We start from the raw sequence: 13,042 nt of genomic DNA on the forward strand, positions 1-13,042 counted from the left end.
TTTGTTACATAAAGTGTCGCTTAATGTCTTCCGTCACGTCGCGTTCATAGATCAATTTGTCGTTTTCGTACGCTTCAAGACGGGCCGTCAGATGAAAATGGGTCGCGTCCGACCACATCTGCGACCGGGTTTCTGTGCGCAGGATGATGTCGTCCCGCTCCAGCTCTTCGGTCCAGTGACAGGTGCCTTTTGCGGACAGCGGATCGTCGGGGTGAATGCGCCACACCTCCCGCGCGACAGAGCCCGCGATCAGCCCGTGATCGGCATCGCGCAGTTTGCCGAAGTCATCCTCGATGATCAAAGAGACGATGCCCGTGACGCGGTCGATCTCTTGGCGGCGGATGTGGTTTTCGGGGCGCAGGGTCTCTGTCTCCCACGGGGCGGCAGAGGTGGGCGGGGCAAAGCTGTATTCGTCCCCGCCGCTGGTCGGGCGCTGCGGCAGGTCGATCTGGCCGGACGACAGCGTGACCTCTGCCGCTTCGGGCGCAGGCCAGAGCAGGGGCCAATAGGCGGTAGAGATCGACACCCGCAGCCGGTGCCCCTTGGGGATGCGATAGGCGATGTGGTCAAGGTCCAGCGTGATGTCGGTCATGGCACCGGGCGCCATCGCCTGCGGATTTTCGGCGCTGTCGCGATGGGACAGGTTCAGCACGCCATAGGTAATCCGGGCCGAGGCCCCATCAGGGTGGATATGGTTCAACCGCACCGCGATCTGGCCCTGTGGTTTGTCGCAGGCCAGACGCAAGTGCAGACGCGGCGCGCCAAGGATATCCATCTGCTGCGCTAAGGGTCCGCTGTCAAAACAGACCGATAACGCATCGTCTTGCCTTTGGTCGCCGGGCATTTCGGGGCCAAGCCAGATCGCACAATATTCCCCGCCATCCGCCCCGCAATGCGCGGGGGAGGCGACGCTGCGGTCCAGCGGGGCAGCGGTGTCGTGCAGGCCCTCATCCGTCAGATGCAACGTCTTGACGGGCAGATGCGATGTCGCGCCTGTGGGTTCGGTGATCCAGCGGCCGGGGCGTTCATGTGTCCACGTGGCGGGGCGCATGCCGTCCATCAGATAGGCCCGATAATCGGGGTCGTCCTCGACGCCCGTGTCGATCCCCTTGAGCCACCGGTCCCACCAGCGCAGCGCCTCTTGCAGAAAGCCGATACGGGGTTCGGGGATGGCGAAATGCGGGTATTTATGCACCCAAGGCCCAACGATCCCCTTCGCACCGGGCAACGCCTCGACCAGCTGTGGGACCGCGTTCTTGTAGGAATCGCCCCAGCCGCCAATCGCCAGCACTTTGGCCTTGAGCGCGCTATACTCCTCGAGCACCGACCCTTGCTTCCAATAGGCGTCGCGCGATTGGTGGCGCAGCCAAAGCGCGGGGAGAAACGGTTCTGCCTCCAGCCGCTCCAGCCACATTTCGCGCCAGTCGGGGCGCAGGGCAGGGTCGGGCGCGCGGCTGGAATAGGCCCACATCGTCGCGCCCCAGCCAAGGTTCTCATTCAACAGGCACCCGCCCTTATAGTGGATGTCATCGGCAAAGCGGTCGACGGTGGAACACAGCGTTATCACCGCCTTAAGCGGCTCTGGCGCATGGGCTGCGACCTGCAGCCCGTTAAAGCCGCCCCAGCTGATGCCCATCATGCCCACGGTCCCGCTGCACCAAGGTTGCGCGGCAAGCCAGTTGATCAGCTCTATACAGTCGGCCTGTTCTTGGGGGGTGTATTCATCCTCCATCACGCCATAGCTGTCGCCATTTCCGCGCATATCGACCCGCACGCAGGCATATCCGCGTTCGGCAAACCAAGGGTGGGTCAGCGCATCCCGTGCGGTGGTGCCGTCGCGTTTGCGGTAGGGGAGGTATTCCAGAATCACGGGCACAGGCGCGGTATCGGAATTTTCAGGCCGCCAGACTCGTGCGGAAAGCCGGCACCCATCCGAGAGGGTGATGCCCATGTCGGGGTCTTCGATCAGTGGTAGCGGGGTGTTCTGGGCGGTATCCATGCCGCAAAGGTCAGGGGGGAGCCCAATATTGTCAACCGTTTGCACGGGCTTGCGGTGTGGCACCCATGGGGATTTTTCCTGAGTGAAATGAAGTGGTTAATTATCTGGCAACGTTAACTATTATTAACGATTTCCCGCGGTGGTAGAAACTGTGGCCGTGTTGCACTGTTGAAATAAGGCAAGAATGTGGCGTTCCACTTTAACCTTGGCTTTTATGTGTCTAAGCGGCTACCTTCTGCCTCAATAATACGTTTCGTTTTTTACGACGGACATAATCAGGCGGCTGCACGATGCGATCAACGCGTTGGCGGTCATAAAATTTCTCAGGTGTCGCGCGCAGAATGCGCACCGAGGTGGAGCAGATATTATGAAGACGATAGATTTCGTCGTTCGCGATCAAGCGGGCGCATTGCAGCGTGGCACGGTTGCGGAAAACGCAAACTTCCATGTTATCCAAGCGACATCAGGTCAGGAAATCTCGCTGAACCTGCGTCAGACCGATTTTCAATCGCATCAGCGGTCGGGCAACGACCTTGTGCTCACGCTGAATGACGGGTCGGTCATCACCATCGAGAATTACTTTAACGAAACCGGTGCCGCGAACCGCCTGTTCATTTCGTCAGATGGCTATCTGAACGAAGTCGCATTCGTCGAGGCCGAAGGCGGCGGGCTTTATGCGCAATACGGCCCGACCGAGCAGTGGGGCAAATGGAGCCCCTCTGACGATCTGATCTATCTGGGCCGCAGCGATGTGGCGTCTGTGCCGGGCGGTGTCATGCCGGGCGCGGGTGACGACGAAGTGTCGATGTTGGCAGCGCCCTTGCTGGGCGGCGTCGTTGGCGGTGGTGGTGCCGCGGCAGCAGCCGGTGCGGCGGTTGTCGGTGGGGCAGCTGTCATCGGTGGCGGCGGCGGTGGCAATGGCGGCAGCCCTTCGGTCGCACCTCCGTTCGTGAATGAGCCCGACGCAACCGGCACGGTCGGCGGCGACGGCGCGGTAGAGCAGGTCGTTGTCACCGGCGGCGGCGAGCCCGGATCGGATGTCGTGGTCACCATCGGCGATAAAGAAGTCACAACAACAGTTGGCGACGACGGCACATTCGAAGCCGTGTTCGAAGGCGATAACTTCCCCGACGACGGCACCTATGAAGCCGAGGTCGTCGTGACCACGGACGGCAATGAGATCGTGCTTGACGGGCCGAGCTTTGTCATCGACACCACAGCCCCCACGGTCACCATGTCCGAAGGCACGCAGAGTGTCGGCGACTTCTTTAACGGTGAATCCTTTGCGAATGGCGTCACGCTGACCGGGAACGGTGAAGCAGGCGCAACCGTTGACGTGACCGTCGCGGATGTCACGCGCAGCACCACCGTCGGCGAAGACGGCACATGGTCCGTCACATTCGAACCCGGTACGCTGGAGGGGGGCGAATACGAGACAGATGTGCTGATCAAGACCACCGATCAATACGGCAATACCTCCACCACCACCGAAACGCTGGTGGTTGATACCATCGCACCGACTGTCGCTGTGACATCAGGCACGCAATCCGTGGGCGACAGCTATAATGCCGCATCGTTTGGCAACGGTGTCACCCTGAACGGCACGGGTGAGCCCGGTTCGACTGTGCAGCTGACCATCGGTGGCATCACCCGCACCGCAACTGTGGGCGACAACGGCACATGGTCCGCGACATGGCAGGCGGGCACCTTGCCCGAAGGCGAATACGTCAGCGATGTCACCATCGTGACCACCGACGCTTTCGGCAACAGCTCCACCTCGACCGAGCAGCTGGTCGTCGATACCGTCTCTGAAGTCGCGATTGCGGCGGATACTGTCGAAGTTGACGGCGTGATCAACGCGGCAGAGCGTGGCGACGGCGTGACGCTGACCGGCACATCGCAGCCCGGGTCGACCGTTCAGGTCACCTTTGGGGGTGTGACCCGTGACGCGGTGGTTGACGCAAACGGCAACTGGTCCGCGGATTTCGCGGCCTCCGAAATCCCGACGGGTGAGACGACGGCGACAGTGACCGCAGTCGCGACCGATGCGGCGGGCAACACGGCCACCGCAACCGGCCAAGTCGATGTCGATACTTTGGTCAACAATCTTGCCTTCACCGGCCAGACCGGCGGCAGCGACGGGGTCGTGAACGCGGCAGAGGCGGCGCAGGGCATCGTGATGACCGGCACGGTTGAACCCGGCTCGACTGTGATGGTCCAGCTTGGCCAGGTGTCCCGTGCGGCCACGGTTGCGGCGGACGGTACGTGGACCGTCAGCTTCGCCCCCAGCGACATCCCCGCAGGCACCTACACCAGCACAATGACCGCCACCGCCACCGACGCGGCAGGCAACGTTGATAGCGTATCGCAGTCTGTTTCAGTCGATACCGAAGCCGGTTCGCTGACCATCAGCCCGCTGCCCGTCGAGGGCGACGACGTGGTGAACGCGGCCGAGGCAAGCGACGGTGTGGCCATCTCGGGCACCGCCGATGCGGGTGCCGTTGTGCAGGTCACGCTGGCAGGTGTCACCCATACGGTTGTGGCAAATGGCAACGGTCAGTGGACCGCCTATTACGCCGCGGGCGAAGTTGCCCAAGGCGTCTATACCGCCGACATCACCGCAACCACGACCGACGCGGCGGGCAACAGCCGCAGCGCCTCTGACAGCGTGCGCGTGGACACGCGCGTCGACAACCTGTCGCTGAACACCGTCGAAGGCGATGACATCGTGAGCGGGGCAGAGCGTCTGGCGAATGGCGGCGTTCTGGTCACCGGCACCTCTGAAATCGGCTCGTCCGTGGTCGTGTCGCTTGGTGCGGCATCGGTGAACGGCGCGGTGGATGCGAATGGCAATTGGTCCGTCACCTTTGCGCCGGGTCAAGTGCCCGAGGGCACGATCAACACCACCGTTTCGGTCAAGGCGACGGATGCCGCGGGCAACTCTGCCACGGCAAGCCACGCGGTGCTGATCGACACGGTCGTGGATCCGCTCGACATGAACCAAGCGGGCGGCAGCGACGCTGTGGTCAGCGCACGCGAAGCCCAGACCGGCATTGATCTGAACGGTCAGGTCGAAGCGGGATCTAGCGTAGTGGTCAATTTTGACGGCACAAACTACACCGCGTTTGTAGACGGTGCGGGCAACTGGTCGGTCACGATCCCGCCTTCGGAAATCCGTCAGGGCACCTATGACGCCGACATCTCTGTCACCGCCACGGACCATGTGGGCAACGTCGCGTCGATCACCGACACGCTCGCAATCGATACCTATGCGCCCGAAGGCCCCGTCATCGCGTCCTATACCCGCGACGGCGACGGTATCCGTGGCATCTCGACCGAGATCAGCCCCGATACGCTTGAGGTGCATCAGGTGAACGCAGACCGCTCCATCTCGGAAGTGGAATCGACCAGCTTTGACATCGACGCCATCGGCGAGCGTAACTTCCAGTTCGAAAGCAATGTGCCAGACGGGTCCGACCTGATTGTCACAGCCACTGACGCTGCGGGAAACTTTTCCGGCACGTATCTGGCGCTGGATGATGAAGCGGCGAACACGCAGTTGAGCCTGACCAACCCGAACCTGGGAAACTACAACATCGAAACCGTTGATCTGCAGTTCGCCGAAGAGGCGCATCTGACGATCACGGAAACCGCGCTGGTCAACCTGTCGAGCAACACGAACGAGCTGATCATCGACGGGCATAACGACGACACCGTGACAATCACAGGCGCGGTACGTGGCGGTTCAGAGGTGCGTGGGGAGCAAACCTATGACATCTATACTCTGGGCGACGAAGCCACGCTGATGATCGATAACGACATCAACGTCATCGTCTAAAGATTGCACCGCGCCCTCTGTTCAAGGGGGCGCGGTTGGCACACGCAGGCGGCAACGACCGCAGGCGTTTCCAGAATAAAAAAACCGGCACGTTAAGGGCAGGATAATGAGGCAGAGTGTAAAACGGGCAGGGGGCATGTGCGCAGCAGCGCTGGCCCTATCCGGCTGCATGTCGGATTTCGGCAGCGGCATGATGCCCGGTGACCTGATGCAATCTGACATCGTTACCCGGTTCCGCACCCCCGATGCCTCGCAGGCGATCAAACCCACCTACGCCGAAAAAATCACCGCAGACAGCCAGATCATCCAGGGTCTGGCGCTGCGGTCTTCTGTTCTGCCCGATGACACCGTGTCGGATCAGGTGGCCTCTGCCGTGCTGGCCGCCAACAGCCGCACCGCCGAGGCAGAGCTGCGCGCCGCCACCCTCCGCTCGGAAGCGGCAAGCAAGAACTGGTTGCCCAAGATCGGGCCGCAGGTCAGCCTGACATCCTTGGGGTCGCTGGCGGCCAATCTGGTGGTGGATCAGGTGCTGTTTGACAACGGTCGCCGTGCGGGTGAACGCGCCTTTGCCGTGGCCGATGTCGAGGTCGCTGCGGTGTCGCTGGCGCAAGATACGAACGACCGCGTGGCGACTGCGCTGAAGCTCTACACCAATGCGATCGAGGCGCGCGATACCGCCGCGCTGAACCGTGTCGCGCTTAAAGATATGACGCATTTCGAATGGGTGATGCAGGAACGGGTCAAAGGCGGCGTGTCCGATGTGTCCGACCTGACGATCCTGCGCCAGAAGCTCCTTGAAATCCGCGCCACGCTTGATGCCTCCGTCGAACGCGAAGCCACGTCGATGTCCGAGCTGAACGCCATGTCGATCCGCCCGCTGGATACGCTGCACGGCTTGCCCGAAGTGCCCGTGAACAGCTTTGCCGGTGCGCCTTTGTCCGTGGTGCGTGCCGAGGCCGAAAAGACCCGCGCCATCGCCGCCGCCAAGGTGGAGCGCGCCGGATTGCTGCCGGGGCTGTCGGCGGGTGCGACCATCGGTGAAGGGGGCGGCGCAGGGCTGAGCCTTGAATCGGATCAGCTTCTGGGTCTGGGCACCAAAGCCTCGCTTGATGCATCGTCCATGGCCGAGGAAACCGCGACCCGCAAGGTCCGGCAATCGGTCGAGGATGCCAACCGCGCGCTGCGCCGTCTGGAGAAACAGCTGAGCGCCAAGACCCGTCAGGCCGCCGAAGCAGCGACCCTTGCGGCACAGGCCAAACGCAACCTTGACCTGTTTCAGGAACAATATGACGCCGGTCAGCGTCAGGTTATGGATGTCGTCGGCGTCTACGAGACCTATTCGCGTCAGCAGCAGTCGCAGATCAGCCTCAAGTACGAGGCCGTCCGTCTGAAGATCGAGATGGCACAGATACAGGGCGTGTTGGCGGACGGGAGCGCGATTTGACCCAGAAGCCGACCTTTACGCTGACAATCACCAACGGCAATCAGGGTCGGATGGCGGCGGCGGATACAGCCCGGCCCAAGGCAGAAAACGCCAACCGCCCCGAAGACCGTCTGATGGCGCGGGCCAAACTGGCCGCGACCTATGCCGGATTGCTGGGCGTCACCACCGCGCCACGCGACATCTTTGACATCGTCGCCACGGCCCCCTTGCAGGGCAATGATCCGCAGGTAGAAGCCGAAGCACTGGCCCGCGGGATGGAAAGCGCCGGACTGGTGACACAAGTTAGCCGGGCGCGGGGGATCTCTAAGGATATGTGGCCTGCGCTGGCCTATATGACCTCGGGGCAGGTCTTGCTTGTCATGGGGCAGCAGCGTGGCGATCTGATCCTGTATGACACGACGTGCACCGACAATCGCGCGATGGTGCCGATCAGCGATTTCAAACCCTTCTTTGCGGGGCTGATCCTGCGGGCCGAAGCCTCGCTGAAAACGGTGGCCGAAACCCATAAGACCGATGGCGCGCCTGCGCATTGGTTCTGGGGGCAGTTCCCGCGCTTTCGCCGCCAGCTGATAGAGGTTGCGACGGGGTCGTTTGTGGCGAACCTGCTAGCCGTCGCTGTGGCGCTGTTTTCCTTGCAGGTCTATGACCGCGTGATCCCGCATCAGTCCGAAGCGACGCTTTGGGTGCTCGCCGCCGGTGCGGGGCTCGCGTTGCTGATGGAAGCTTTCCTCAAGATGGCGCGGGCGCGTTTGATGGATGGGGCAGGGCGGCAGATCGAGCTGTCGGTGCAGGACATCCTGATGCGCCGGTTGCTGGGGATGCGGTCCGACACGCGCGGCCAAGCCCCGAACCAGCTGTTTTCCGCGATGCGCGAATTCGGGTCGGTGCGTGAATTCTTTACCGCGTCGACCATTGGCACGATCGCGGATATCCCCTTTATCTTCGTGTTCCTCTTCCTCGTGGCCAGCATTGCGGGGAATGTCGTCTGGGTGCTGGTGCTTGGCGGTATCCTGATGCTGGTGCCGGGGTTCTTTCTGCAAAAGAAAGCGATCCAACTGACGCAGGAGACCCAAGGCGCGTCGACCAAATCCTCGCGGCTGCTGCACGAGGCGATATTCGAGCTTGATACGGTCAAGACCCAAAGGGCAGAGGACCGCGTGCTGCGCCTGTGGACCGAGCTGAACACCCTGTCGTCCGTCAAATCGTCGGAGCAACGCAAGCTCGCGTCTTTCCTCACGTTCTGGAGCCAAGGGGTTCAGCAGGCCACCTATGTCGCGGCGGTCATCGTGGGCACCTATCTGGTGTTTGCGGGGGAATTTACCGTGGGGTCGATCATTGCAGTCGGTATCCTGACGGGCCGGACGCTGGGGCCGCTGACGCAACTGTCGGGTACCATGGCGCGGTGGGGCAATGTCAAAGGCGCGCTTGACGGGCTCGACGCGATTGTCGCCGCGCCGCAGGACACCGCAGAGGCGCGCACCTATCTGCGCCGTGAAAAGCTGAAAGGCCAGTTCGAACTGCGCGACGTGATCTTCCGCTACGAAGATGACGGCGCACCGACGGTGGACATCAAAGCCATGTTGATCCAGCCGGGGCAGCATGTCGCCGTGCTGGGGGCCAATGGATCGGGCAAATCGACACTGCTGAAGATGCTCAGCGGGCTTTATGCCCCGACCGAAGGGCGCATTCTGGTGGACGGCACAGAGCTGGGCCAGATTGAGCCGCGCGACCTGCGCCGGCTGATCGGCTATCTGGGACAGGACGTGCGTCTGTTCTCGGGCACGCTGCGCGACAACCTGAACCTCACCATGCTGGAACGCGACGACGACCGCCTCCACGCAGCCCTTGATTTCGCAGGGCTGGGGCCGTTCGTGCGCAACCACCACAAGGGGCTGGACCTAGAGATCAAGGACGCGGGCGCGGGCCTGTCCATTGGGCAGCGTCAATCCATCGGCTGGGCGCGCCTGTGGTTGCAGGATCCGGCGATCTGCCTTCTGGACGAACCCACAGCAGCGCTGGACCAAAGGTTGGAGGCAACGCTGGTCTCGCGGTTGCAAAGCTGGATGGCAGGGCGCACCGCGATCATCGCGACCCACCGCGCCCCGATCCTTGCGCTGACCGAACGCACGCTGGTGCTGCAGGATGGCCGCATAACCATCGACGGGCCTAAGGAAAAAGTGCTTGCCCATCTGGCCGGACAGAAGGGGCACGTCGCATGAGCAGTCTCAGCACCACGCCACTGGGCGCGCAGATGACGGGGCAGATGCGCGGGCCGTCCATGGTGATCTGGCTTTGCGGTGCATCCGTGCTGGTGTTCCTGCTGTGGGCTGCCTTTGCCTGGGTCGATGAAATCGTGCGTGCCGAAGGGTCGATGATTTCCAGCTCGCGACCCCAGATTATCCAGAACCTCGAAGGTGGTATTCTGGCAGAACTTGCCGTGGGCGAGGGCGATCATGTGGAGAAGGGCGACGTGTTGGCCCGTCTGCATGGTACCCAGTTCCAATCCGCCGTGGACGACCTGCGCGACCAGATCAGCGCCTTTGAAATCCGCCGTCTGCGTCTGGAGGCAGAGCTGGCCGGACAGTATGACTTTGACGTGCCCGACGCCTATGCCACGCGCACGCCCGATATCGTCGCCTCTGAGCGGGCATTGCTGAAAGCGCGGCAATCGGACTTTGTCTCGCGCTCTGAAGGGGCGGGGCGGGTACTGACCGAAGCGTTGAAAGAGCGTGAGCTGCTTGAGAATATGCTCAAGAAAAAGATCGTTTCGCTGATCGAGGTGACGCGCGCGCGCAAGACCCATGCGGATGCGCGGATCAAGCTGGACGAGATCGTCACCGGCACAGAGCTGGAGCGTGCGCAGGAATATTCCGATGTGCTTAAAGAGCTGGCGACGCTGAAACAGAACCTCAAGGCGAGCACGGACCAGTTGAACCGCACCGTCCTGGTCAGCCCCCTGCGCGGCATCGTCAACAACCTGAGCGTGACCACCATCGGCGGCGTCGTGCGCCCGGGCGAGGAGATTTTGCAGATCATCCCGCTGGACGAAGAGCTTTTCGTCGAGGCCCGGGTCAAGCCCGAAGACATCGCCGGCGTGCGCCCCGGCCAGGAGGCGACGGTCAAGCTGTCGGCCTATGACTATACGATCTATGGCACGTTGAAAGGCACGGTCAAATTGATCTCGGCCGATACGTTCAAGGACGAACGATCCCGCGCGCCGGATGGGGATCCGCACTATAAGGTCACGTTGCAGGTGGACACAGAACACCTCACCCCGCGGCAGGCGTCTTTGCAGATCCGACCCGGCATGCAGGCAAGCGTGGAGTTGCACACAGGGTCAAAGACGGTTTTGCAGTATCTGTTGAAGCCGCTTTACAAGTCGAAAGAGGCGTTTCGGGAGCCGTAGGCTTGGCAAGGGGGGCTGTCTGCCCCCCTGACCCCCCGAGGATTTTTTCCATTTGGAAGATCAGGGGTTTTCTGTGTCGAGCCAGAGGGTGACGGGGCCGTCGTTGGTGAGCGCGACGGACATATCGGCTCCGAATGAACCGGTTTGGACATGAATGCCGAGGGCGTCGACGCAGGCGACGAAATCTTCGTATAGCGTTTTGGCCTGATCGGGCTTGGCGGCGCGCGAGAAACCGGGGCGGGTCCCGCGGGAGGTATCGGCGGCAAGGGTGAACTGGCTGACAATCAGCGCGCTGCCGCCCGTATCCGGCAGGCTGCGGTTCATTTTGCCAGCATCATCCTTGAACAGACGCAGCTTGGCGATCTTCTGTGCCAGTCCTTGCGCGGTCGCATGTGTATCGTCGGGCATGGCGCAGACGAAGATCAGCAGCCCGTGTTCGATTTGACCGATGATCTGGCCCTCGACAGTGACGGAGGCGTTGCTGACGCGTTGTAGGAGTGCGCGCATATCAGGATTTCCAATCGATGATTTCTTCAGGGGTGGCCCGCTGCGTGCGGAACCGGTTGATCGGTGCCGCGTCATCCGCATAGCCAAAGGAAATCGCGCAAAGGATCAGGCGGTCTTGCGGCAGGTCGAAATGCTGTCGCACGGTGGGCGCATAGGCAGCGATAGCGGCCTGGGCGATGGTGGCCACCCCAAGCGCCGTTGCCGCCAGCGTAAAGGCGGTGACAAAGCCGCCGCTGTCCATTGCTCCGTAGGCCCCTAGCTCAGCCGGGGAGGTCACGATCGCCACATGGGGCGCGTCAAACAAGGCATAGTTCCGCATCATCTGCGCCATGCGGCCCGCATGGTCCGATTTCTCGATCCCGACGGCGTCATAAAGCTGGAACCCGCAGGTCCGCCGCCGGTCGCCGTAGACGCCGCTGTAAGAGGTCGGCCAGTCCAGATCGGGGGCGGGGGGCGTGCCCTTCGCAATCTCTAGCGCCAAGGCGTCGCGGAAGCGGTCGGTCGCGGCCCCTTTGGTGATGGTGAGCTGCCAAGGCTGCGCATTGCACCACGACGGCACGTGGCGCGCTGCGTCGACGATACGGGTGATGATCGCGTCGTCGACCGGATCGGGGCGAAAGGCGCGGCACGAAGAACGCGCGCGCAGGATGTCGGTGAATGTATCGATCTGGGTCATTTCTGGAGCGCCATAAAATAGCCAAAGACCCCGGCGACAATCAGGCCAAGGATCACGGCAAAGGTGATTTTCACAGCGGAATAGGGGCGTTCGCCCTGTACGCTGCCGGTGCGGCCGTTGACCACAAAACGATAGGTCTTGCCGCGGTACTTGTAAGCTGCCAGCCAGACCGGCAGCAGGATATGTTTGAACGTCACATCGCTGACCTGCGTCTGGATATTGTGGATGCGCTGACGGTCGCCGCCGATATCAAAACGCACATCGCGCTGGATCATCGCGTCCATCACCTCGCGTGCCTGTGCATAGCCTTCATCAAGCGTCACCGCATAGGCTTCGGCGCGAAACCCGGCGAGGTATTCCGGGGCATAGGGTTCAAGGGCCGCCAGATCCCACGGGGCCAGCGCATCGGTGAACCTTTTGGGAAGCGATTTCGACGCCAGCACCAGCACATCATCAAAGAACCGCGCCACCCGACCCGAAGTCGCCCGCCAGCGGATTCTCGGCACCTGCTGCTGCACGCGTTTGCCGTCGCGCATGACGGTCTGGGTGACGTAATAGACCGTGCCCCTTTCGCCCGAATAGCTAGAGCGCGTGTCGGCGTCATAGGTCCAGTAGGGCACATAGATGCCTTGCATCTTGCGGCCTTTGCGCGCGTATTCCTGCAGGCCATTGGGGGCAAACCACAGGCTGCCCAGCCAGTCGGTCATGGCATCGCGTGCTGTATCCTCGGTCAGGCCAAAGGGCAGCACGGCGCGGGGTTTGATATGGCGGTTCACCCCGGTATCGATCACAACAGGGGTGGCGCAGAACGGACATTCGGTGGCGTGTTTGCCGGGGTCGAACTCTACCTGTGCGGCGCAGTTGGGGCAGGTTGTGACCCGTGTATCCTCCATCTGCGATTGGGGGAGAGCGCTGGCCAGTGCGGCCTGGAAATCCAGCTCGGCGATCGGGTTATGCAGGCCGCGCGTGCCTGAAATCTCTTCGGTATTGCCGCAGTGGTCGCAGACCAGCAGATATCTTTCGGGATCAAACCGCAGATCGGACCCGCAGGTGTCACAGGGGAACCGGTGTTCCTCGGTCGGTGTGGGGGGCAGGTCGGGGTCGTCAAAGCCGGTGCTGGCGGGCATAGAGCTGTCCTTTGGTCAGGCCTGCCCCAGACATAGGGCAGTGCG

The 13,042-nt window shown here is 62.2% G+C and carries 8 protein-coding genes; 4 read left to right on the plus strand and 4 right to left on the minus strand.

Annotated elements, in window-relative coordinates; genetic code table 11:
* Positions 1–4: 4 nt before the first annotated feature.
* Positions 5–1,999: a CocE/NonD family hydrolase gene (locus tag AADW22_RS06270; RefSeq protein WP_407474492.1), complete on the minus strand. Its 1,995-nt coding sequence runs from the start codon at positions 1,997–1,999 to the stop codon at positions 5–7.
* Positions 2,000–2,366: 367 nt separating this feature from the next.
* On the opposite strand from AADW22_RS06270, the gene AADW22_RS06275 reads away from it, so the two are divergent.
* The 4 genes from AADW22_RS06275 to AADW22_RS06290 all read left to right on the plus strand — a co-directional run bounded on the left by AADW22_RS06275 (position 2,367) and on the right by AADW22_RS06290 (position 10,687).
* Positions 2,367–5,837 carry an Ig-like domain-containing protein gene (locus AADW22_RS06275; RefSeq protein ID WP_407474493.1) on the plus strand — a complete coding sequence of 1,157 codons (3,471 nt, stop codon included), beginning with the start codon at positions 2,367–2,369 and terminating at the stop codon, positions 5,835–5,837.
* Positions 5,838–5,973: 136 nt separating this feature from the next.
* Positions 5,974–7,281 carry a TolC family protein gene (locus AADW22_RS06280; protein ID WP_407474581.1) on the plus strand — a complete coding sequence of 436 codons (1,308 nt, stop codon included), beginning with the start codon at positions 5,974–5,976 and terminating at the stop codon, positions 7,279–7,281.
* On the plus strand, positions 7,278–9,500 hold the full coding sequence (locus tag AADW22_RS06285; RefSeq protein WP_407474494.1) for an ATP-binding cassette domain-containing protein: 2,223 nt from the start codon (positions 7,278–7,280) through the stop codon (positions 9,498–9,500). The genes AADW22_RS06280 and AADW22_RS06285 overlap by 4 nt, the downstream gene beginning before the upstream one ends.
* Positions 9,497–10,687, plus strand: a complete 1,191-nt coding sequence (locus tag AADW22_RS06290; RefSeq protein WP_005852257.1) for an HlyD family type I secretion periplasmic adaptor subunit — start codon at positions 9,497–9,499, stop codon at positions 10,685–10,687. Before AADW22_RS06285 ends, AADW22_RS06290 begins: the two co-directional genes overlap by 4 nt.
* 60 nt (positions 10,688–10,747) lie before the next feature.
* On the opposite strand, the gene dtd is transcribed toward AADW22_RS06290, so the two are convergent.
* Genes dtd through AADW22_RS06305 form a run of 3 tightly spaced genes read right to left on the minus strand, consistent with a single transcriptional unit; the run spans position 10,748 to position 12,997 of the window.
* Positions 10,748–11,194, minus strand: a complete 447-nt coding sequence (dtd, locus tag AADW22_RS06295; RefSeq protein WP_407474495.1) for a D-aminoacyl-tRNA deacylase — start codon at positions 11,192–11,194, stop codon at positions 10,748–10,750.
* A 1-nt stretch (position 11,195) separates the two neighbouring features.
* Positions 11,196–11,870 (minus strand): nitroreductase family protein, encoded by a 675-nt coding sequence (locus tag AADW22_RS06300; protein WP_407474496.1) that lies wholly within the window; start codon positions 11,868–11,870, stop codon positions 11,196–11,198.
* Complete coding sequence (locus AADW22_RS06305) at positions 11,867–12,997, minus strand: primosomal protein N' (replication factor Y) - superfamily II helicase (protein WP_407474497.1); 1,131 nt, start codon at positions 12,995–12,997, stop codon at positions 11,867–11,869. Before AADW22_RS06305 ends, AADW22_RS06300 begins: the two co-directional genes overlap by 4 nt.
* Positions 12,998–13,042 lie beyond the last annotated feature (45 nt).

This window comes from Sulfitobacter sp. PM12, from assembly GCF_045586035.1.
Lineage (GTDB): Bacteria > Pseudomonadota > Alphaproteobacteria > Rhodobacterales > Rhodobacteraceae > Sulfitobacter > Sulfitobacter pontiacus.